Genomic DNA, 21,842 nt, shown 5'->3' on the forward strand with positions numbered 1-21,842 from the left:
TCAGCGCTCCGTTGCCGCGACGACCTGAATTTCGACCAGGTTGAATGGTTTCGCGAGTTGGGCGCCAACCGTCGCACGAGCGGGCGGGTTGGCGGTGTCGATCCAGCTATCCCAGACCTCATTCATCGCGTCGAAGCCGCTCATGTCGGCGAGCCACACCTGCGCGTAGAGGATCGAGGACTTGTTTGCTCCGCACTGGGCGAGTTGCGCGTCGATCCTTGCCAGGACCGCAGCCGTCTGCTGGCGGAGATCCAGCTGCGGATCGTTGGCGACCTCTCCGGCAAGGAAGACCAGGTGGTCGAACTTGACGGCCTTGCTTAGACGCGGGCCGACGCCGAACCGTTCAATCATCTGTCGATCCTCTGATTGCAATGCGATGGGACGCGGCGGATACTCACGCGTCCATCCGATACTCAGCGGTGGTGACAAGGGCGTCCACGGCGACGACGCCCTCACCGGCGCGCTTCACGATGAGCGGATTGATCTCTGCCTCAGTCACGATCGGCTCATCGAGCAAGGCGAGGCGGGACATGGCCACGACCGCGTCCGCAAGCGCGTCGAGATCGCCCCTGGGCAGACCCCGGTAACCACGAATCGGAGCCAGGCCCTTGACTTCGTCGATCATCGCCAGCGCCTCCTCGCGTGTCGTCGGCGCGAGCCGCGTGGCGAAATCCCGATAGATCTCGGTGAGCACGCCACCTGCTCCAAGCACGACAATCGGTCCGATCTGCGGGTCGCGACGGAAGCCGAGCACAACCTCGGCGAGACCCTTTTCCATGCCCTGCAGACCGATCCCGTCGATGCGCGCGGAAGGTTGAAAGACCAGGGCGGATTCAACGATTTTCCTGACGGCGAGTTCGAGTTCGCCGCGGCCGGAGATGTTGAGGGCGACCGCGCCGGCTTCCGTCTTGTGCTGAATATCTGCCGAGATGACCTTTACGGCGAGCGGGTAGGACAGGTCGGTCGGAAGGTCTTCGAACATCAGGAAATCGCGCAGCACGAAAGATGCCACCTGACGTATCCCGAGACGACGGAACACGTCAGACGCCCGCTCCGGGCTGATCGAGCCAGCCTGCCCTCCCGCTTGGAGAATCCGCTGCAAGCTACTCAGGCTAACCGCAGGCACCGCGTCTCTGGCCGAGGGCGGTCTGCATTCGAGGAAGGCGCGCACGCAATCGGCGGCCGTTTCCGGGGTCCGGAAACCCGCAATGCCGGCGCCCGCCAAAATCCGTAGCGACTCATCCGCATGCGGGACGAGGAAGACGCCGATCGGCTTGCGGCGCGCATTGTGCTGTGCGGCGGCGAGGACGCCAGCGAGCGCAAGCTCGGGCTTGAACTGGGCCGACGATCCGATTACCGGGATCACCACTTCGCTTTCCTCTCCCGCCAGCAACACAGCAAGGGCAGCCTGCGCGTGCTCCTTGGTCGTGCCGGCAAGAGTGAGGTCGACCAGCCTGGATCCGGCGGTCTCAATCCCCAAAGAGAGCAAGCACTCTCTTGTTTGCGGAGCGGGGGCGAGCGCCTCAACGCTGCGAAGCGAGAGCTGGTCGACCACCATCGCTCCGCCGCCGCCCGTCGTCGTCATCACGGCCACCTGTTTGCGTCGGGGGCGGGACAGGTCCGCGCCCATCATCAGATATGGCAGCTCGATGAGAGATTCGATCATATCCACCCGGGCTATGCCATGCTCCCGAAAAAACGCATCCGCCGCCGCGTCCGCCCCGGCGATCGCACCTGTGTGCGATGTCGCAAGCTCCCGGCCCGCGTCGGATCGGCCGAGCTTGTAGGCGATCACGGGTTTGCCCGCCGCCTGCGCCCGGCGGGCCATGTGTGCCAGATGGACCGGATCGCGGACCGCTTCGAGGAACAGCAAGATGGCGTGCGTATCGGGGTCGTCGACGAGCAGGTCTGCGATCTCTCCAGCCGAGAGGTCGGCCTCGTTGCCCGTCGAAATCAGTTTAGAGAAGCCAATACCCCTCGCCTGCCCTCGCGACAGCATCGTTCCCAGAACGCTGCCGCTCTGGGAGACCAGCCCGAGCGGCCCCGGAAGGAGTTCCTGCACGTCGAGCGCGGCATTCGCGCAAAGCGCCGTAGCGGCGTGCAGGTTGACAATGCCCATGCTGTTCGGGCCGAGGAGCCGCATCCCGCCCTCCCGTGCCGCGGCCACAACACGGCGCTGCAGATCGTTTCCCAACTGGCCACTCTCGGAGAATCCCCCCGCGAGGATCGTTGCAACCTTGGCTCCCTTGGCCACGCAGGCTTTGACGGCCTCCTCGACCCGAGACGTGCCAACGAGCACGAATGCGTGGTCGACGGGCACATCGATTTCCTCGATCGAGCCGTAGCACCTCTCGCCGTCAATCTCGCGGCGCTCTGGATTGACAAGAACAAGGCGACCCTTGAAGCCGTGGCGCCGCAGATAACGCTGCACGCGCCCGCTGCTTTTATCAGGGTTTGCCGAAGCGCCGATCAGTGCGACCGTTTCCGGCGAAAAGAGCGCTCGACGAAGGGACTCAGGCGACGCCGTTGCCATGTTGCGCCCTCCGTTCATGACGCACCGGCCCGAGGCTGCTCAGCCTGTCGACGCTGAGAGATCTTACGCCCGAAAACGCCCTCGGCGATGCGGTTGAGCATGACCTCAAGCGACCCGCCCGCAATCTGCCAGCCCTTGCATTTGCGGAAGCAGAACTCGACAAGCGCCTCTTCGCTGAAGCCTAATCCGCCCATGATCTGAACGGCCTCGTTCGCGCAGTCGAAGCCGATCTTGTTGCAGGCGTACTTGGCGACCGCCGTCTGCATTGCATCGGGAAGCTCGCGTGCTGCGGCTGTCGCACACCGGTACAGCAGCAGTTGCGCCGACTGAAGGCCGACCTCCATCTGGGCGAATTTCCACTGAATGCCCTGGAAGTCGGCGATAGGTCGACCGAACTGGCGTCTGTTCAGGGCATAGTCGCGCGCCTGCGACAGGCAGAAGCGCCCATAGGCGTAGGATCGTGCAGCGTTTCCAATTCGCTCAACGTTGAAGCCCGACATCTGCCGTTTGAACCCTCCTGGCCCCAGGAGCACGTTCTCAGGCGGGATGAAAACGTCGTCAAAGTAAAGCGGACACCAGGCTTCCCCGTTGAGAAAGTAGCTCGGCTCCCCGATCGAGAAGCCTTCGGCGCCACGCTCGAGGATGATGGAACCGATCCCCTCCAGTCCGGGGCCGAATCTGCAGTACACGACGAAGAACGCTGAATGGTCGCTGTTCGTGGTGAAGCATTTCTGGCCACTGAGACGCCAGCCCGTTCCGTCAGGCCTAAGGCTTGTGGTCAGTTCGGTAACGGCCGAGCCTGCCCCGGGCTCGGTCATCGCAACGGAAACCGTTGTGCGGCCGGAGAGGAGATCGCTGTAATATCTCTCCTTCTGGGCCGGCGTGGCGAACTCCGCAAGCGTACGGATTGCCCCGAAATTTCCAGCCTGAAGTACGTCCGCGCTCCTGGGACAGACGAGCGCTACCTCTTCGATCGCCATCACAGCGTCGAGAAGAGTCCCCCCGACCCCACCGTCGCTCTCGGGGATCATGATTCCGAACAGCCCGTTGTCGGCCATGAGACGCGCAACGTCGGCCGGGAATTCGCGGGCATGGGCACGTGCCAATGCCCCCTCGGCGAGATGTCTCAGCGCAAAGCTCCGGACGCTGTCACGAAACATTCGCTGCTCTTCATTCAACTCGAAATCCATCGGGCTCTCTTCTGTTTCTCACCGTCATCGTCGGGCGCGGTTGCGTGGATTCAGCGCGAGGCGTGGGGCGTGACGTAGCCGAAAACGAGGTCGCGCTTCAGGGCATCCGGGGCGCGGTCGCTTGCCGGGCCGCAGCCGCCGCCTCCAGCAGACAGGCAAACGATCGTGTCGCCGGGCTCGAGCTGCATGCCGTAGGTGCGGCCGCCAACTTTCTGGTCGCCGCGCTTTGTTGCAATCCTGATGTCGTTCAGCGCTCCTGGCAGGCCACCACTGACACCGTAGGGCGCAAGGCGCAGGCCTTCTCCAGCAGCATTCAGGATCGCCGGTTCGGCACCGGCGTACCGCATTTTGAACACTCCACCGAGACCACCACGGTGGCGGCCAGATCCCCCGGAATTGGCTCGCAATGCGTATTCCTCGACGACGAAAGGATATGCGCTTTCGGTGCGTTCAATGCTTGGCGAGGGAGTCCCGCCGGGGTTGTGAATGACCCCGAGATTGCTCCAGCCGTCATGCCGGGCGTTCGCACCGGCACCGCCGCGGTTGAAGAAGTAGTGCCAGATGAACGAGCGGCCGGCCCGATCCTTGCCGGCGACGGCGAAACGAAACCGCCTCGCAAAGCCGCCCATCACCGCGTCTGGCGCCGCAGCCGTCATGGCCTTGAGCACCGCTTCGATGATCGCGCTTGCCGTCAGAATCGTGCAGGCGGCGACCGGCGCTGGGCTCACCGGATCGACCAGAGACCCCGGCCGGGTCCGGATCTCGATCGCTCGTGTGCTGCCATCGTTTTGCGCGCGCGCATCGTCGCTCAGATACTGGAATGCGACGTAGACTGCAGCCCTCGTGTTGGCGATCGGGCTGTTGATGAAGGAAGTAACTTGATCACAGCATTCAGTAAAATCGACCACGGCACGGTCGTTCCGGATCTCGACCGTGACGGGTATGGCCACGCCTTGACCCGACGCGCCGCCACTCTCAAGTTCTCCGACGCCATGGAAGATACCGTCCTTCCATTTTGAAATCTGGACGCGCATGGCCGCTTCGCCAGCGTCGAGAATGGCTTCGATGCATCCGATGACGTCGGCCCCGCCATACCGGCGAAAAAGATCTCCCAGCCTGTCAGCGCCGATATTTACCGCCGCAAGTTCCGCAAGCACATCGCCTTGCGTGTCCTCCGATTTTCGCGAATTGCTGGCAACGAGCCGGACCAGATCGTGCCGCAGCGTACCGCCTTCGACCAACCTGACCGGCGGGATGCGGAGCCCTTCCTGCCAGATCTCGCGCGCATCGGGACTGTATCCGCCTGCCGACATACCGCCGATGTCGCCTTGATGGGCTCGCATCGCGACCCAGAAGGCCAACCGACCATCGGTGAAAACAGGCTTGGCAAGAGTGATGTCCGGAAGGTGGCTCCCACCCCAGTAGGGGTCATTCGCCATCAGCACGTCACCCTCGGCGAGGTCCGGGAAAGCTCGAGCCATTTCGCGGACGGCCATCGGCATCGCGCCCATGTGGATTGGAACGCGCTCCGCCTGCGCCAGGACGCGCGCATCTGCGTCGAGCACAACGCCGGAGAAATCCTGGGATTGATTCAGGTGCGGCGAGAAGCAGGTGCGGGTCATGGTCTGCACCATCTCCTCGGCGATTGCCTGCAGCTTGTGGCGGACCACCGTCAGCGTAAGTGGATGAACACGTGGCCGCTCCGTCGGCAGGGCGGGAGCATCGCTCGTGGCTAGGGCGTTGTTCATTCGACGGCTCCTGGGTGGATGCAAAGACTCCCGATGCCGTCGACCACCGCCCGGCTACCAGGAAGGACAAGGATTGACGTCGAGGCGGAATCGACGACGGCGGGACCGTCGAACATTGACCCAGCCCACAAGTCGTCGAACCAGTAGACAGGGACGTCGATCCACCCGTCGAGATAGATCGCCCTTTGCCCACGCGGCAGCGCGCGTTCATCCGACCGTCTTATGGTAGGCAACTGGATGGGGGGCAGCATCCCGAAAGCGCTCACATGGAGGCTATCGACCACGCCCGCCTCCGTCTGGTGGGCGTGGCGATAAAGTTCCTCGTAGCGAGCCACGAACCGGTCGGCGATCCAGCTGGTGCTGTCGCTTCGCAGGTCCGCCTCAGACAGCGACACCTCGACTGTGTAGACCTGCCGCTCATAGCGACACTGAAGGTGCCCGATCAACTGGATCGCCTCGTCTGCGAAGCCCTCCGCCTTGAGGCGGCACCGCGCGGGTTCCGCAATTCCTTCATACAGCGTGCGCAGATGATCAGCTGCAAGTTCGGGAATCCTTGCATCGACGGTAACCTGGAAGTCGTGCCTGACGTCGGTCGAGAGCATTCCAAGGGCCGACAGGACCGACGCCTCGCGAGGAATGATAACTTTCGGTATCCTCAGTTCACGCGCGACCGCATCGGCGTGAACTCCGCCTGCCCCGCCGAATGCGATCAGGACGAAGTCGCGTGGGTCGAGACCGCGTCGAACCGTGGCGGCGCGGATTCCCTCAGCCACGCGCGAATTCGCCAGTGCATTGATTGCCATGGCCGCTTCTTCGACGCTGAGTTCCAGGACGCCAGCAATCTCGCCGGTCAGCGCATGACGCGCCCGAGAGGTCGAAAGGTTCATCCGGCCGCCCAGGAAGGTCTGATCGGAGATGTAGCCAAGGATGAGATTGGCGTCCGTCAGCGTGGGGCGCTCGCCGCCGCGCCCGTAGGATGCCGGTCCTGGCGCTGCCCCCGCACTCATCGGTCCCAAATCGAGAATACCGCCCTGGTCAATCCATGCAATTGACCCGCCTCCCGTGCCAAGGGCGGTGATATCGACTGCCGGAACGGCAATTCGCATCTCATGGACTTCGAGGCTTTGGCGCTCGAGCGGCACGCCTTTCTGGATCAGGCACACGTCAGTGCTGGTTCCTCCCATGTCATAAGTGACAGCCAGAGGAATGGCTTCGCGCCTTGAGAGCATGGCCCCAGCCATCGCGCCTCCGGCCGGCCCGCTGGTGATGGCTCCGACGGCGTGGTTGGCCGCTTCGCCGACAGGCAGCACGCCGCCGCTCGATTGCATGATAAGCATCGGACGAGCCAAGCCTTCGCTCGACAGGCGATCCTCGAGTCTCTGAAGATAACGATGAAGGCCCGGCCCAACATATGTGTTGATGGCCGCCGTCGAAACCCGGTCGTACTCGCCTTCCCGTCCAAGGATTTCGTGCGACAGCGAAAGATATGACTTCCAGCCGGTCCGCTCTACAATCCGCCGTACCTGCAGCTCATGCTCAGGATTCCGGTGGGCATGGAGGAAGCAGACCACGAGTCCTTCCACGCCCTCCTCCCGGAGATCCTCGAGGGCCCGCTCGACGTCGGCGACTGAAAGCGCCTCGTGCACCGAACCGTCCCACAACACCCGTTCGGTAACCTCCTTGCGCAACGGGCGAGGGATCAAGACCTCTGGATACGGAGTGCGCAGGCTGTACCGGTCAGACTTGGTCCCATCGCGAAGCTCGATCAAATCCCCGAAGCCTTGCGTCGTGATCAAACCGATCTTTGCGCCCTTGCGCTCGACGAGGATGTTCGTCGCCACGGTGGTGCCGTGAAGGAAAAGATTCACCCCTCCAAGGAGTTCGCCCAGTCCGACGCCCAGATTCTCGGCGAGAAGCGCGAGGCCATCAACCACACCGCGGGAGGGATCATCAGGTGTGGAAAGAGACTTCGTTGTCAGCAGCCCGCGCTCAGGGTGGGCAAGGACTACGTCCGTAAAGGTACCGCCGATATCAACGCCGATGCGCATAAGAAGATGCCTTTTTTAATGAAGCTCGAATCGGGCCTGAACGACGGCGTCCTGCGGCTTGACCATGTCAGGCCGATCGGGTCGTAGGTTGTATGGGTGAGCCGACAAACCCGTCGCGCGACTTGGGGAAATGCTCGACGTCGAAGACAAGGGATCGCATCCTGCTCACCCAATGCCCTGGATGGGGTTCGCAGCGTGTCCGCGCTGAAACAGAGTCCCCGAAGCCAGCAGCAGTCGACCCAGTTTCCTGCGGTGAACAGCTTCGGATCTGTCAATGTGGCCTGTCATCACTTTGCCCTCTCAGCAACGCGCCGCGCCTTGGCCTTGCAGAATGAACTCTACGATCGACGGGAGATCACTTGAAATGAATGTTGAGCATCTCCAATATGCGCCGCATGAATTTACGCTCCGTGGATCTCAATCTCCTCGTTGTCTTCGATTCCCTCATGCAGGAGGGGCGAGTGTCGCGGACGGCCGACAGGATCGGCATGAGCCAGCCTGCGGTGAGCCACGCCCTCAATCGTCTGAGGGGGCATTTCAACGACCCGCTTTTCGTACGAACACCACAAGGCATGAAGCCGACGAGCCTCGCGCTTGAGATCGCGTTAGACGTGCGGAGCGCGCTGGAGCAAATCGACACCGTCTTCGACCGCAACAACGATTTCCGCCCCGAGGAAACGCAGCGGACATTCACCGTGGGCATGTCCGACTACAGCGGGTTCGTTCTCTTGCCGAGCCTGCTCCGGGCGTTCCAGGAGAAGAGCCCCGACTCGGTCCTGCTCGTGCGCGGCATCAACAGAAACACCGGTCCGATTCTGCTCGACACCGCCGAGATCGACATTGCGATAGGGCTGATTACTCCACGCGAGGATCGTCACAATGCATGCAATTTGTTCAACGAACGGTGGGTTGCGATCTGCTGCGAGACCAATCCGCTTGCCTCGGAGCCGCTCACGCTCGAGTCCTTTGCATCGGCCTCCCACCTAAACGTTTCCACGCATGGCGAAATGACCCACCATCTCGACCAGTTGCTTTCCGATCACGCGCTCAGGCGGCGTGTCGTCGCCAGCATCCCACACTTCCTGCTCGCACCCTTGGTGATCCGGCAGTCACGGATGATCGCGACGGTCGCATCGCGCTTGGCGGCGCATCAGGCTGAGGCGCATGGCTTGCGGACAAAGGACCTTCCCTTTCCTGAAATCGACTTCAACATCGCTATGGTTTGGCACCACCAGACGAACAAGCACGCTGCCCACCGCTGGCTCCGCTCTGTTGTTCTCGAAGTCGCCTCCAGCGTGTAGAATCGCCATGGGCTGAAATTCACCCTGGAATTGCGTATTTGCGAACAGCGAATTTAGACGAGCGCGCGTCCTCGCCCAGATTTGTGGCTCACGTGGAAGCGGGAACTTCCCGTGGCGGGTCGAGCCGTGAACCGCCCTGTTTGCACCTCCTCAGGGCGTCCCGAAACGCACCGAACAGCGTCGTTTTTGCGCTCGGCAACCAACGGCCTGTCGTCGACAACGATGAGGTCGAGGTCGACACGCAGCGCCGCATCGCGCACCACCTTGCCGCCGACGTGCACGCGCCCTTCCGTGATCAGCACTCGGCCTGTGTGCGCGAGCACAGGCCGCGCTTCGACAGCGCCCGGTCAGGCTGCAATGGCGGCGTCCGCACCGCATCGAATGTCGATGTTGTCACCCGTGGCATCCGCGATAATCTGCGCCGCATGAGTGAGTCTGCCGCGCCGATCATCAAGACCGTCGTCATCGGTGCTGAGCCAGCCAGGGTCTGGTGGATACTGACGACGCCAGAAATGATCCCGCAATGGATGTCCGACGAGGAGTTGACCGTCAGCCTGCAAGGGCATGCCGGCGGCGCGATCGTGATGCGCGGACTGCTGCACGGCATGCCGTTCGAGAACCGTGGCACCATCCGGACCTTGGAACCCGAGAGGGCGTTCGCCTACAGCTACTGGAGCACGCTGTCGGCCTCGCGTCTGGCCGACACACCCGAAAACCACACCCTGGTCAGCTTCGACCTGGCGTCGGCGGATGAGGGAACGCTGCTGACGCTGACCCTCAGTGATTTTGCCGAACCGGCGATCCGCCCGCATGCCAATCTCTACTGGGGGCCGACCTTGCAGATCCTGAAGGCGTTTTGCGAGCGCGCTTGAGGGCGGGCGTCATCGCGGTGGATGGGTCGTCCTGTGTGCATCTCGTTGACTACACGGCGCCCATAGCCGGGCGTTGGCCCTTCGGTCGGGCGGGTATGGGGCGACCGAACCGATCCCTATAGGCGCTCGGCGGAATAGATAAGCGGCGCATGAATGCACGCCGCATTCGTTCCTCATCACCAAATCCGCATATGTCGGCTATGCGCTTGATGTCGGTGCCGCCGTCTTCCAGATGGCGGCAAGCAGCTTCGACACGAAGCTCCAGGACGAGGTTCGCCGGTGTGCCCCCGTGCCATCGGGCGAAGTTGCGAGCAAAAGTCCTCGGGCTCATTCCCACCACTTTCGCCAGCCCATCGACACTGAGATCGGAGTTCAGGTTGTTCATAATCCATGCCGGAAGATCGGCGAGCTTGGCGACCGGAGGCATGGTGCCGAGGCGGGTTTGCGCGTCAAGCGCGCTGCTGAACTGCGCTTGCCCACCCGGCCTATGGAGAAAGACCACCAGTTCCTTCGCCACCGCCAGGCTCACTCGTCGGCCATGGTCATCTTCGACAAGGGCAAGCGCGAGGTCGATTCCAGCCGTCATTCCCGCCGAGGTCCAGATCGCGCCGTCCTGCAAATAGATGGGGTCGAGTTCGACAAGCACATTCGGGTGCATTGCCTTCAGTCGCTCGACTTCACACCAGTGCGTTACCGCGCGATGTCCATCGAGCAACCCGGCCGCTGCGAGAAGGAAGGCACCATTGCAGATGCTGCAGGTGCGCCGCGCGGTCTTCGATATCTTGCATATCCATTGAACAAGCGGCGCATCCGCCGTGAACGTCCAAGCATTCAAGCCGCCGACAACGATGAGGGTATCGAGCGCGTTCGGGTCGATGGATTCCAGGCTCTGCGTATCGACCGACAGGCCGCAGCTCGTCCGCACCAGCCCTCCGGCTTCCGAGAGAAAAACCAGATCGTATCCCCCCTCAACCTGCGAAAGCACATGATTGGCAACACTGAAAGCTTCCGCTGGACCGTTGAGGTTCAACGCCAACGCCTGATCGAACAGGCCGAAACCAATTATGCGACGGCCCAAGTGCGCCTCCTTTTGGCAGAAAACGAGGGATTCATGTCATATATGACATTGCGCCGTTTGGATAACTTCCTTGGAAACAAGTCAAGGATGACGCCAGAATGGACACACATACGGTCAGCGCCGCCAAGGATCAGCGACAGTCATCTGGGCTGTTGTCGATCCTCACACTCACGCTTTGCGCCTTTTCGGTCACGACAGCGGAGTTCGTCATCGCCGGCATCTTGCCGCAGGTCGCAGCGGGCCTATCGGTTTCCATTCCCGCGGCGGGCCACCTTGTAACCGCCTATGCAATCGGAATGATCGTTGGCGGCCCCTTGGTGACGCTGCTGACTGTCGCCGTCCCTCGCAAACCGTTGATGGTGGCGCTCCTTCTCGTGTTCGTTGCTGGAAACGTCTTTGCGGCGGTGGCCCCAGGCTACGTCGCCCTGCTCGCCGCGAGAGTCCTGAGCGGATCGGTGGTGGGCACCTTCTTTGCGTTGGCGGTTGTCGTCGCGGCTTCGCTTGCCGCACCTGGCAAGCAGGCATCGGCCATTGCAAAGGTCGCATTCGGCTTCAATCTGGCGATGATCCTCGGCGCTCCGCTTGGAACGCTGATCGGTCAGGAGTTCGGCTGGCGCTCGACCTTCATCGCTATCGCGATTTTCGCCACCATCGCGGCGGCGTTTCTGGCCAAGCTGGTTCCTGTTCGGGGAATCCCCACCACCGGGTCGATTGTCGGCGAGCTCCGCGTTCTGAAGGATCGCGATCTTCAACTTGCGCTTGCCACGACCGCCGTGGGGAACGCAGGGGTCTTGATGTTCTTTGTCTACCTCGCTCCGCTTCTAACCAATGTCAGCGGGTTCGTTCCCGATCGAGTGCCGGTACTGCTTCTGCTTTACGGCGTGGGCGCCACACTGGGAAACCTCGCCGGTGGATGGCTGTCGGATCGGGCGTTGATGCCGTCCATGATAGGTCTGCTTCTGAGCCTTGCCATTGCGCTTGCATTGTTCTGCCTGGTCGGTGCCACCCAGCCCGCCGCACTGGTGATGGTATTCGTAATCGGCGCGCTTGCCTTCTCGGTTATCCCTGGAATGCAGACCAAAGTGCTCATTGCTGCTCAGCAGGCACCGACATTTGGGATAGCCTTCAATGCCTCCGGATTTCAGATCGCTGCCGCTCTTGCAGCTTGGGCCGGCGGCGCAATCATCGACGGCAGCCTGGGGCTTGTTTTCCTTCCTCTCATCGGGGCTGCCGTGACTGTCGCAGGCGCAATTCTGGCACTCATACTGCTCGAGCAGAGCAAAAGTTAGCGGCAGGTCGATCATGGTCTTCACGCCACCCAGCATTCGGCAATGCTATCGCTCCCGCTTGGCTCTAGCAAAGCCCCGGTCCGTCGCGATAAACCGCTCAAGCATGGGCACAATCAGGCGAAGAGGATCAGTGGAAGGCTGACCCGCATCGCGGCCAAGGATCTCAGCATATCTGGACAGATCGCGGTGCAGCGGCGCCGGCAGTTCCACTGTGACCTTGACCGGCTTGTCGTCTGCAATCGGACCGAGTTTCAGCTTGGCCATTTTCAGCCTCCGTAGGGTTCGAGCACGAGATCGCGCGTCACGATGACACGCACATTAACGCCCGGCCGTATCGTCAATGTCGGCGCGATGTTGAGCTGGCGCTGTACGATCTGCTGGCCCACCTGGCTGAGGCTGTCGGAGGCGCCACCGCGCAAGGCGCGCACGATGTCACTCTCCTGGCCGGACGAGCTGGCCTCAGCGCCAACGCTTAGGATGGTGGTGAGTGCGGCCGCCTTGAACAACTCGGCCCAATGGTAGTCGACGCCGTCCTCAAGGCCGGCATAGCCTTGGGCGTCGGTGCCAGGCTGGCGTTCAAGAACAATGGAGCGCCCGTTGGGAAAGACCAGCCTGCTCCAGACAAGCAGCACGCGCCGCTGACCGAAGCCGACGCCGTTGTCGTATTGGCCAATGACACGCGTGCCTTGCGGGATCAGCAGCGAGCGACCCGTCGGACTGTCATAGACATTCTCGGTCACCTGGGCGGTGATCTGACCGGGCAGATCGGAACGGATGCCGGTGATGAGCGCCGCCGGGATGACGGCCCCTGCCTGGAGCACATGGGGCGACGCCGGCGGCGTGACGCGATCCGGCGCCACGGTGCGCCGATCAGCGGCCGCATTCAGAAACCCAAGTTGACGGTCTTGGGTGGTCGACGGGCCGATCAGACCGGCAAGGTCGGGGCTGCCAAGGTTCGGCGGGGAAGTTCCTGCGGGTGCGGTTTCGGCCAACGCCGCGATTGACTGTCCCGTCTGGAAGAAAACACGCGACGTGCGGGCCGCCTCCTCTTCGGCCCGCCGGCGCTGTTCGGCCTCGTCAACCATAGGCGTTGCGATCGTAGGCGGCACGACGGGCTGTCCCTTGTTGTGGGCATCAAGCATCGGCCGGCCAAGATCGCCAGGCAACGGCGGTCCAAGAACAGGGCCGGTATAGTCGCGCGGCAGGCTGGCCAGTCCGTCGGCGGGCTGCCGGTTGGACGTCGAGTAGAGCTCGTCGCCATGTCTGCCGGCTTCACTCGTCCGAAGCGCGTAGATCAGCGCGCCGCCGACGCCAAGCGATGCACATAAGCCAATGCCGGCGAGCACCTTGCGCGACAGGCGCGTGACGCGCGGCGGATCGGCGCGAAGCTGCATGGGGGCAGCCGGGATTGCGTTCTCGCTCATGATTGCTCCCCTCCCCTTTGACGAAAGGCGTTCTTTGCATTCCGCGCCGCGTTGCTGCCCGAGATCCACAGACCTCTCTTCGTGGCATCGGTGCGAACGATCCTGACGGTCTGTTGCCGCTTGCCACTGCCGAGCCGCAGTTCCGCCGCGCCAAAGAGACGGTCGACGATCAGGGTGTTCTGGTAGACGCGGCTGTTGGCAATCTGGGCCTCGCCGTCCGGGCCGATGACGAAGATGGGCGGCATCTCGCCTTGAACGATCCCGCCTGGAAACTCGACATAGACCCGCCTGCCGTCGTCATAGACGCTGACGGGCCTCCAGGGGGGCGCGTCGCCGGTGAGACCATAGCGGTGGTTGCGTGCGGTCATGGCGGGAATCACTGGTGTCGCGGGGATCGCCCGCGCTTGGCCAGCCGGCGGCGCGGGATAGGCCCATGACACGGCGGGCATGTACGGCTTCTCGCCCGATTGCAGCTCGATCATGTAGCTGCGCCGGTCGGTGGTGATAACGAGATTGGTGTTGATGTCCGAGCGCGAAGGCTTGACCAGCACATGGACGCGCCTGGTGACGCCCGCTCCGCTTTCGGTGGCACCGATGATCCAGCGCGCGGTATCGCCCGCCGCGATCGGACCTTCGCCGGTCAGGCTTTCGCCAGGCTCAAGCGCGATGTCCGTTATCTGTCCTGGAGCGGCATAGACCTGATAAAGGGCTCCTTCACTCCAAGGATAAATCTGAATGGCATTGTAATAGCCCTCACGACGCGGCTGGACCCGCGCCGCCGCGTTGGCGTTCTCGACGCGCGCCACCGGCGTGCTGCCGGCGACACCGCCGCGGGCCGGCACCCACCCTGGTGGAACGTGCGGCGGTTTGGGCCTCTCATCGAGTGCGGCCACCGGAGCGGCAGGCAAAGGCGGCACGGAGGCGTCATAGGAAATCTGAGGTGGTTTTTGCGGTGTGGCGCAACCGGCAAGCAGGGAGCCCGACAACAACGCCGCGGCAAACGCCGACCTTCTCCAAGCCGGAGTGGCGATGACACCGAATGGCTGGTTCATTGGCTCAACTCCCGCGACCAGTTGATGGCGTTGACGTAGATCCCAAGCGGATTGGCCCGCAGCCGCTCAGCGTCGCGTGGCGGCTGGATCACGGTTGTCAAAATGGCTGTCCATCGCTCGGTGGTGGAGAGCTGGCCATTTTCGTAGTGATGCTCAGCCCAGGCGACGCGAAAGGAATCCGCCGAGGCACGAATGACGGACGAGACATCGACGGAGACCTGCTGCTTGCCGACCTTGGCGAAGGGGTCGTTGACACGGGCATAGTCGTTGAGTGCCGCGGCGCCCCCGTCGGTGGTCCATTCATAGGCGCGCATCCAGTTCTGGCGCACGACGATGGGGTCGGCCGGGATGGAGCGGACCTGCTCGATGAAACGAGCGAGATGCCAGGCAATTTGCGGGTCGGTCGGCCGATAGTCCGCGGTGGCGGGCGCCAGTGCCTGCGCCTGTCCGAGCGCGTCAACCTGTACGACCCAGGGGACCACGGTCCCTCGCAGTGATTGTGAAACGAGCGTGGCGGCCAGGCCGGCCGACAGGATCAACGATCCGAAGGCCATCAAGCGCCAGTTTCTGGCCTGTACGCGAGCAGAGCCGATGCGCTCGTCCCAGACCTGCGCGGCCTTCTGGTACGGAGTCTCGGGCTGAGGCGCCTTGCCGTAGTGGGTTGCGGGCCGTCGAAAGATGTTCATGGGTCATTTGCCTTCGGAGAGGGAAACGGAACTGCCGCTGCCATGGGCGTCGCCAGCACGAACCGCATGGGCGGCGGTCTGGACGCCGTGCGACAGGCGCTGGGACCGATGCATGCGTTTGGCCCAGTCGGGTGTGTTTTGTGCCACTTCGCCCGGGCCGGCCGCGAGGGAGACGGAAGGGTCGTTTGCGCGTTCGGCATTGCCCCCACCCGTCCCCGCTGTCGCGGCCTCCCCGAGCTCCGCGTCCGTGGACCGCGGGCTAGCCGAGGAGCTCGATTGCACGGATTCACCGGCACGCGCGGCGGCGCGCCTGAGCGGCGAGCCATTGTGCGAAACGGCGCCGCTGCCAACGCCGCTGCCCAGGGCGGAGGCGGCGGCTGCGGTGCCGCCCTGGCCGGTCGCGCCTGCAATCGAGCCGCCACGCACTATGGAGCTGCCTGCGGAGAAAGCCGCCGAGCCGCCGCGGGCTGCGAGGCTTGCGGCGCCGCCGGTGGCAAGCATCATGCCGCCTGCGGCCAGGCCTGTACCGACGGCGGCGCCCGCACCGAGTTGCGGTCCGCCAGAGACGATGCCGTTGGCAATGCCCGGGCCGAAGATGCCGAGACCGAGAAGCGACAATGCAGCCAGCACGATTGCCATGGCTTGATCGATGGTGGGGTTTTCGCCGCCGAAGCCTTGAGTGAACTCGCCGAACAGCGTCGAGCCAATGCCGATGACGACGGCCAGCACCAGCACCTTGATGCCCGATGAGATGACATTGCCAAGCACGCGCTCGGCCATGAAGGCAGTCTTGCCGAAGAGGCCAAAGGGGATCAGCACGAAGCCGGCCAGCGTTGCGAGCTTGAACTCGATCAGCGCTACGAAGAGCTGCACCGCCAAGATGAAGAAGGCGAGCAAGACGAGCGCCCAGGCGAACAGAAGGCAGACGATCTGGAGGAAGTTTTCAAAGAAGGAGACGTAGCCCATCAAACCGGAGATCGCCTCGAGCAATGGTCGTCCCGCATCGAGACCGGTTTGCGCCACCTTGCCGGGGTGCAGCAGGTCCTGCGCCGAGAAACCGGTTCCACTCGCCTTCAGGCCAAGACCGGAAAAACTCTCGAAGACGATCTGGGCGAGACCGTTCCAGTTCGAAATCAGATAGGCAAAGACACCGACGAAGAGCGTCTTCTTGACGAGCCGCGCAAGAATGTCGTCATCGGCGCCCCAGCTCCAGAAGAGCGCCGCGAGCGTCACGTCGATGACGATCAGTGTGGTGGCGACGAAGGCGACCTCGCCGCCAAGCAGGCCAAAACCACTATCGATGTAGCGGGTGAAGGTGGCCAGGAATTGGTCGATGACACCGGTATTGCCCATGTCTAGGGGGCCTCGCGCAGGGCAGCATCCGGCGCGTCCGGCTCGACAATCGAACGCCCCGATGGCGCTTTGAGGCCGAGGAAGCGATCGCGCTGCGCGGCCCACAGCCGCGCGCATCCATCGTCACGCAGGGCAGCCTCGCCGAGGACCTGGCAGCGGCGCAGATCGTCGCGAAGCAGGTTCGGCATCGAGCCTGCGCTTGTGCGCGCGCCCTCGCCCGCCGGCTTGTTCTCCTTCCGGCTCATACCGAGCGCGGCTGCCGTGACGGTCGCGACAAAGATGACAGCCACCGTGCGAGCGAGCGTTTTTCCGTCCATGGTCTTCGACCTCAGCGATTGAACATCTGGACCGAGCCGGCCTCGTAGCCGGAGCCTGGCGCCAGGAAGCGGCGGCGCTGCTCGCGGCCCTGATCGACCGCGGCGGCACGTTCGGCCTCAGTCAGCGCCTGGGCGCGGCCGTTGGCTGCGACCACGGCGGTCAGGTCCGCGAGCTGCTGGCCCTGGAGCGCAAGAAGCTGATTGCCAGCTTGCGTCGCCTGCAGCGCTCCGGTCGCCGATTGGCTGGCGCCGACCAGCGCCGTCATCTGTGCGCGGCCGGTCTCGATGTTCCCGACGACGCCCGCCTGGATGCGCATCGCGTCCTGAAGGCCGCCCACCGTGTTTTGCCAGCGCGAGCGCGCCTCCGTCACGAGCTCCCGGTCGGATGCAGAGAGCGGGACGCTGCCGTATTGCTGCTGAAAGGCCTTGTCGACCTGCTGGACGTCGAAGGCGATGTTTCGTGCTTGCCCGAGAAGCTGTTGCGTGCGTTGCACCGACTGTTGCAGCTGCTGCAGCGAGGACAAAGGCAGGCTCGCCAGGTTGCGCGCCTGGTTGATCAGCATCTGGGCCTGGTTCTGAAGCGAAGTGATCTGGTTTGTGATCTGCTGCAGCGAACGCGCGGCCGTCAGAACATTCTGGGAATAGTTCGATGGATCAAACACGATCAAGGCATAAGCTGGCGCAGTCATCATCGGTGAGATGGCGACCGGCGCCGCGAGCATCGCCGCGACGAGGAGCAGAGCGCGTGGGCGGCTTTGGCGAACAGTCATGGTTGCGGGTCCTTTTCAGGTTCGGAAAGGGTTAGGTTGGGAATGAGATCGGCGGCCCAGCCGACGTCACGGGCACGTAGCCAGGCCGCCAGGAAGCCGTGGCGGCCGTGCTCGGCGGCGATGCTGCCGATCAGGGCCTGATCGCTCTTCGAGGCCGCGGCGCAAAGGGCCAGCCCGACCTCGGACAGGCCGAGCTCGAAGAGACGGTTGCCGCGACGGGACTGGCAGTAGTAATCGCGCTTGGGTGTCGCTCGTGCCAGGATTTCGATCTGGCGGTCGTTCAGGCCGAAGCGCCGGTAGATGGCGGTAATCTGCGGCTCAACCGCGCGCTCATTGGGCAACAGCAGCCGGGTTGGACAGCTTTCGATGATGGCCGGCGCGATGGTCGAATTGTCGATATCGGCAAGTGACTGGGTGGCGAAGACGACGCTGGCGTTCTTCTTGCGCAGCGTCTTCAGCCACTCGCGCAACTGCCCGGCAAACCCCTCGTCATCGAGGGCAAGCCAGCCTTCGTCGATGATGAGCAGCGTTGGACGCCCGTCGAGCCGGTCACCGATGCGATGGAACAGATAGGACAGGACAGCCGGCGCGGCTGGCGTGCCCACCAGTCCTTCGATCTCGAAGGCCTGCACGGATGCCTGGCCGAGGTGTTCGGCCTCGGCGTCGAGCAATCGGCCGTGGGCGCCTCCGACACAGTACGGGCGCAATGCCTGTTTCAGGTCATTGGCCTGCAAGAGCACACTGAGCCCGGTGATGGTGCGCTCCTCGACGGGAGCCGAGGCAAGCGACGTCAGCGCCGCCCAGATATGCTCCTTTGCGTCCGGAGTGATCTGGATGCCCTCGCGCATCAAAATCGCGACGATCCAGTCAGCCGCCCAGGCGCGCTCGTATGTGTCATGAACCCGGGCGAGCGGCTGCAGCGACACGGAGGCGTCCACGCCTTCGGTGAGGTGGCCCCCGAGATCGTGCCAGTCGCCTCCCATGGCGAGAGCCGCGGCGCGGATAGAGCCGCCAAAGTCGAAGGCAAAGACCTGAGCGTTGCGGTAGCGGCAGAACTGCAGCGCCATCACCGCGAGCAGCACCGACTTGCCGGCGCCAGTGGGGCCGACGACCAGCGTATGACCGACATCGCCGACATGAAGGACCAACCGGAACGGGGTCGAGCCTTCGGTCTTGCCGTAAAGCAAGGGAGGACTGACCAGATGCTCGTCCCGTTCCGGCCCCGCCCACACGGCCGAAAGGGGCATCATGTGGGCGAGATTGAGCGTTGAGATGGGAGGCTGGCGGACATTGGCGTAGGCATGCCCGGGCAAGGAACCGAGCCAGGCATCGACGGCGTTGACGGTTTCGGCAATTGCCGTGAAGTCGCGGCCCTGGATGACCTTCTCGACGAGCCGTAATTTCTCGTCGGCCACGCGCGGGTCGCCATCCCATATGACGACAGTCGCGGTGACATAGGCCATGCCCGCCATGTCGGCGCCGAGCTCCTGCAACGCCGTGTCGGCGTCGGCCGCCTTGTTGGCGGCGTCGGTGTCGAGGAGAGCCGACGCTTCGTTGGTCATCACCTCCTTGAGGATGGAGGCGATGCTTTTGCGCTTGGCAAACCATTGCCGCCGTATCCTGGTCAACAGTCGCACAGCGTCGACCTTGTCGAGCAGGATCGCGCGGGTCGACCAGCGGTAGGGAAAGGCCAGCCGATTGAGGTCATCAAGCAGGCCGGGTGTCGTGGCGGTCGGGAAGCCGACAATCGAGAGCACGCGCAGATGCTTGCCGCCAAGTCGTGGCTCGAGCCCGCCGGCGAGCGGTTCGTCGGCCAGCAGCGCATCGAGATAGATCGGCGTCTCGGGGACGCGTACGGTATGGCGTTTGGTCGAGATCGTCGAATGCAGGTAGGTGAGCGTTTCGCCGTCATCGAGCCAGTGGCATTCCGGCATGAACCCGTCGAGCAGGGACAGCACGCGCTCCGTCCGGTCGACAAAGGCGCGCACGATCTCGCCCGGATCCGCGTCCGACTGGTCGCGACCCTCATAAAGCCACCCCTCGGCGCGCCTGGCGTCTTCGGGCGGTGGCAAAAACAGGAAGGTGAGAAAGTAGCTCGATACGAAATGAACCCCCTCCTCGTCGAAATCGGCTTTGCGCTCGGCGTCGAGCAGGCTGGAGGCCGCATTGGGAAACTGGCTCTGCGGATAGGAGGCGGCTTCGTGCCGCTGCGCTTCGACAAAGACGCTCCAGCCCGAGCCGAGGCGACGAAAGGCATTGTTGATGCGCGACGCCACCGCAACCAGCTCAGCCGCGACGGCGGAGTCGAGATCGGGGCCGCGAAACCGCGCGGTACGCTGGAAACTGCCATCCTTGTTGAGCACGACGCCCGGCACGACGAGTGCTGTCCACGGCAGATAATCGGCAAGGCGAGCAGCGGTTCGGCGGTATTCGGCAAGGCTCATCATGGCGGCGCCCCTCAAACCGACAGATGTGCGGGAAGCCGCAGGTGTCGGCGCCCAACCTCGAAAAACAGCGGATCGCGCCTGGCGGCCCATACCGCCGTGAGATGCCCGATTGCCCAAACGAGAAGACCGACCAGCCACAGCCGCAGCCCAAGACCGACAGCGCCCGCCAGCGTGCCATTCAGGATCGCTATTGCGCGCGGCGCCCCGCCAAGCAGGATCTGCTCCGTCAGCGCCCGGTGAACGGGCACGGTCCACCCCGGCACCGCGTCGAGTTGTTCAAGAGCGGTTGTCATCAGATCAGCGCTCCGCCGCCGAACGAGAAGAACGACAGGAAGAAACTCGACGCCGCAAAGGCGATCGAAAGGCCAAAAACGATCTGGATGAGCCGCCTGAAGCCGCCCGAACTATCGCCGAAGGCCAGCGTCAGGCCGGTGACGATGATGATGATGACGGCGACGATCTTGGAAACCGGTCCCTCGACCGACTGAAGAATCTTTTCGAGTGGCTGTTCCCACGGCATCGAGGAGCCTGACGCATGGGCGCTCGAGGCGACGAGGAGATTGGCGGCAAGGGCGGTGGCCCCGGCGGCCAGGCGGCGTTGACAGCGTGCAAGGAGGCGGATCATGAGGTTTCTCCCGGGTTGATCGGTGTGGCTTCGGTAATGCGATAATCGCCGTCGGGGCCGAGCCCCTCGACCCGGACGAGTTCGACAAGCCGTCGCGCGGTGCCGCGTCCCGACAGGACGGCGACGAGGCCGATCGTGTCGGCGATCAACGCACGCGGGACAGTGATCACGGCTTCCTGGATAAGCTGCTCAAGGCGGCGCAGCGCGCCGATGCCGGAGCCCGCATGAAGGGTGCCGATGCCGCCGGGGTGCCCGGTTCCCCATGCCTTCAAGAGGTCGAGGGCCTCGGAGCCACGCACCTCGCCGATGGGAATGCGATCGGGCCGCAGGCGCAGCGAAGAGCGAACCAGGTCGGCGAGCGTGGCGATGCCGTCCTTGGTGCGCATTGCGACAAGGTTGGGCGCGGCGCACTGCAGTTCGCGGGTGTCCTCGATGATGACGACCCGATCCATCCCTTTCGCCACTTCGGCGAGCAGCGCGTTGGTCAGCGTGGTCTTGCCAGTCGACGTGCCGCCGGCGACAAGGATGTTGGCGCGTCCGGCAACCGCGGCGCGCAATATCGCGGCCTGACCGGCGGACATGATGCCTGCCGCGACGTAGTCATCGAGCGTGAACACGGCGACGGCGGGCTTGCGGATGGCGAAGGCGGGTGCTGCGACGACGGGCGGCAACAGGCCCTCGAAACGCTCGCCGGTTTGCGGCAACTCGGCCGAGACGCGCGGGGCACGGGAATGGACCTCGGCGCCGACATGATGGGCGACCAAGCGCACAATCCGCTCGCCAGCGGCAGGCGCCAGCATTTCCCCTGTGTCGGCCAGCCCCTCCGAAAGCCGATCCACCCAGATACGGCCATCCGGGTTCAGCATTACTTCGACGATCGCGGGATCGTCGAGAAACCGGGCGATGGCGGGTCCGAGCGCGGTGCGCAGCATGCGCGAGCTGCGCGCGCGTCCTTCGCTATCGTTGTGCGATATAGCCATCCTGTCCCCGTTCGAGCCGGGAACGCGTCAAACAACGCCCGGTCGGGAACGATCAAAAGAGCCCTGAAGGGATCGGATTCAACGGGTTTCAGCCGTCGTCGTAGCGTAGCGTGCAATGACCGGCCAACG

General features: G+C 63.7%; 21 protein-coding genes. 3 read left to right on the forward strand and 18 right to left on the reverse strand.

From position 1 onward, the window contains the following. Genes LB519_RS15280 through LB519_RS15300 form a run of 5 tightly spaced genes read right to left on the reverse strand, consistent with a single transcriptional unit; the run spans nt 1 to nt 7,519 of the window. A complete protein-coding gene (locus LB519_RS15280) occupies nt 1–351 on the reverse strand; it encodes a RidA family protein (protein WP_224620434.1) in 351 nt (116 codons plus the stop codon). Nucleotides 352–394: 43 nt separating this feature from the next. Continuing rightward, nucleotides 395–2,533, reverse strand: a complete 2,139-nt coding sequence (locus LB519_RS15285; RefSeq protein WP_224620435.1) for an acetate--CoA ligase family protein — start codon at nt 2,531–2,533, stop codon at nt 395–397. A 14-nt stretch (nt 2,534–2,547) separates the two neighbouring features. Next, the gene (locus LB519_RS15290) at nt 2,548–3,723 is read right to left on the reverse strand and encodes an acyl-CoA dehydrogenase family protein (RefSeq protein WP_224620436.1); all 1,176 of its coding nucleotides are present in this window, start codon (nt 3,721–3,723) and stop codon (nt 2,548–2,550) included. Between the two features lie 50 nt (nt 3,724–3,773). Further along, the gene (locus LB519_RS15295) at nt 3,774–5,471 is read right to left on the reverse strand and encodes a hydantoinase B/oxoprolinase family protein (RefSeq protein ID WP_224620437.1); all 1,698 of its coding nucleotides are present in this window, start codon (nt 5,469–5,471) and stop codon (nt 3,774–3,776) included. After that, on the reverse strand, nt 5,468–7,519 hold the full coding sequence (locus LB519_RS15300) for a hydantoinase/oxoprolinase family protein (protein ID WP_224620438.1): 2,052 nt from the start codon (nt 7,517–7,519) through the stop codon (nt 5,468–5,470). Before LB519_RS15300 ends, LB519_RS15295 begins: the two co-directional genes overlap by 4 nt. A gap of 368 nt (nt 7,520–7,887) precedes the next feature. On the opposite strand from LB519_RS15300, the gene LB519_RS15305 reads away from it, so the two are divergent. Continuing rightward, the gene (locus LB519_RS15305; RefSeq protein WP_224620439.1) at nt 7,888–8,820 is read left to right on the forward strand and encodes a LysR family transcriptional regulator; all 933 of its coding nucleotides are present in this window, start codon (nt 7,888–7,890) and stop codon (nt 8,818–8,820) included. A gap of 53 nt (nt 8,821–8,873) precedes the next feature. Here LB519_RS15305 and LB519_RS31420 read toward each other — a convergent pair whose 3' ends face one another. Next, nucleotides 8,874–9,143, reverse strand: a complete 270-nt coding sequence (locus LB519_RS31420) for a hypothetical protein (RefSeq protein WP_411909252.1) — start codon at nt 9,141–9,143, stop codon at nt 8,874–8,876. Between the two features lie 102 nt (nt 9,144–9,245). Between LB519_RS31420 and LB519_RS15315 the strand changes: the two genes are divergently transcribed. After that, nucleotides 9,246–9,692 carry an SRPBCC domain-containing protein gene (locus LB519_RS15315; RefSeq protein ID WP_224620440.1) on the forward strand — a complete coding sequence of 149 codons (447 nt, stop codon included), beginning with the start codon at nt 9,246–9,248 and terminating at the stop codon, nt 9,690–9,692. A gap of 49 nt (nt 9,693–9,741) precedes the next feature. Here the strand turns inward: LB519_RS15315 and LB519_RS15320 are convergent, their stop codons facing one another. Beyond that, nucleotides 9,742–10,770, reverse strand: coding sequence for a GlxA family transcriptional regulator (locus LB519_RS15320; protein WP_224620441.1), 1,029 nt, complete (start codon nt 10,768–10,770; stop codon nt 9,742–9,744). 98 nt (nt 10,771–10,868) lie between these two features. Here LB519_RS15320 and LB519_RS15325 point away from each other — a divergent pair, with 98 nt between their 5' ends. Beyond that, entirely contained in the window at nt 10,869–12,059 is a 1,191-nt protein-coding gene (locus LB519_RS15325; protein WP_224620442.1) for an MFS transporter, read from the forward strand. A 45-nt stretch (nt 12,060–12,104) separates the two neighbouring features. On the opposite strand, the gene LB519_RS15330 is transcribed toward LB519_RS15325, so the two are convergent. The 11 genes from LB519_RS15330 to trbB are packed head-to-tail and all read right to left on the reverse strand — an operon-like array spanning nt 12,105 to nt 21,713. Next, on the reverse strand, nt 12,105–12,323 hold the full coding sequence (locus tag LB519_RS15330; RefSeq protein ID WP_224620443.1) for a DUF2274 domain-containing protein: 219 nt from the start codon (nt 12,321–12,323) through the stop codon (nt 12,105–12,107). Nucleotides 12,324–12,325: 2 nt separating this feature from the next. Further along, nucleotides 12,326–13,483: a TrbI/VirB10 family protein gene (locus tag LB519_RS15335; protein WP_224620444.1), complete on the reverse strand. Its 1,158-nt coding sequence runs from the start codon at nt 13,481–13,483 to the stop codon at nt 12,326–12,328. Beyond that, nucleotides 13,480–14,535, reverse strand: coding sequence for a P-type conjugative transfer protein TrbG (trbG, locus tag LB519_RS15340; RefSeq protein WP_224620445.1), 1,056 nt, complete (start codon nt 14,533–14,535; stop codon nt 13,480–13,482). Before trbG ends, LB519_RS15335 begins: the two co-directional genes overlap by 4 nt. After that, on the reverse strand, nt 14,532–15,221 hold the full coding sequence (gene trbF, locus LB519_RS15345; RefSeq protein WP_224620446.1) for a conjugal transfer protein TrbF: 690 nt from the start codon (nt 15,219–15,221) through the stop codon (nt 14,532–14,534). The genes trbG and trbF overlap by 4 nt, the downstream gene beginning before the upstream one ends. Nucleotides 15,222–15,224: 3 nt before the next feature. Then, nucleotides 15,225–16,574: a P-type conjugative transfer protein TrbL gene (trbL, locus tag LB519_RS15350; RefSeq protein ID WP_224620447.1), complete on the reverse strand. Its 1,350-nt coding sequence runs from the start codon at nt 16,572–16,574 to the stop codon at nt 15,225–15,227. 2 nt (nt 16,575–16,576) lie between these two features. Beyond that, entirely contained in the window at nt 16,577–16,891 is a 315-nt protein-coding gene (gene trbK-alt, locus LB519_RS15355; protein ID WP_224620448.1) for a putative entry exclusion protein TrbK-alt, read from the reverse strand. Between the two features lie 11 nt (nt 16,892–16,902). Further along, nucleotides 16,903–17,661 carry a P-type conjugative transfer protein TrbJ gene (gene trbJ, locus LB519_RS15360; protein ID WP_224620449.1) on the reverse strand — a complete coding sequence of 253 codons (759 nt, stop codon included), beginning with the start codon at nt 17,659–17,661 and terminating at the stop codon, nt 16,903–16,905. Continuing rightward, nucleotides 17,658–20,108: a conjugal transfer protein TrbE gene (gene trbE, locus LB519_RS15365; RefSeq protein ID WP_224620450.1), complete on the reverse strand. Its 2,451-nt coding sequence runs from the start codon at nt 20,106–20,108 to the stop codon at nt 17,658–17,660. The genes trbJ and trbE overlap by 4 nt, the downstream gene beginning before the upstream one ends. A gap of 11 nt (nt 20,109–20,119) precedes the next feature. Further along, nucleotides 20,120–20,401 carry a VirB3 family type IV secretion system protein gene (locus LB519_RS15370; RefSeq protein ID WP_224620451.1) on the reverse strand — a complete coding sequence of 94 codons (282 nt, stop codon included), beginning with the start codon at nt 20,399–20,401 and terminating at the stop codon, nt 20,120–20,122. Continuing rightward, nucleotides 20,401–20,733, reverse strand: a complete 333-nt coding sequence (locus LB519_RS15375) for a TrbC/VirB2 family protein (RefSeq protein ID WP_224620452.1) — start codon at nt 20,731–20,733, stop codon at nt 20,401–20,403. Before LB519_RS15375 ends, LB519_RS15370 begins: the two co-directional genes overlap by 1 nt. Next, on the reverse strand, nt 20,730–21,713 hold the full coding sequence (gene trbB / locus LB519_RS15380) for a P-type conjugative transfer ATPase TrbB (RefSeq protein WP_224620453.1): 984 nt from the start codon (nt 21,711–21,713) through the stop codon (nt 20,730–20,732). The genes LB519_RS15375 and trbB overlap by 4 nt, the downstream gene beginning before the upstream one ends. Nucleotides 21,714–21,842 lie beyond the last annotated feature (129 nt).

Source organism: Mesorhizobium sp. AD1-1, from assembly GCF_020164655.1.
Classification (GTDB): Bacteria; Pseudomonadota; Alphaproteobacteria; order Rhizobiales; family Rhizobiaceae; genus Mesorhizobium; species Mesorhizobium ciceri.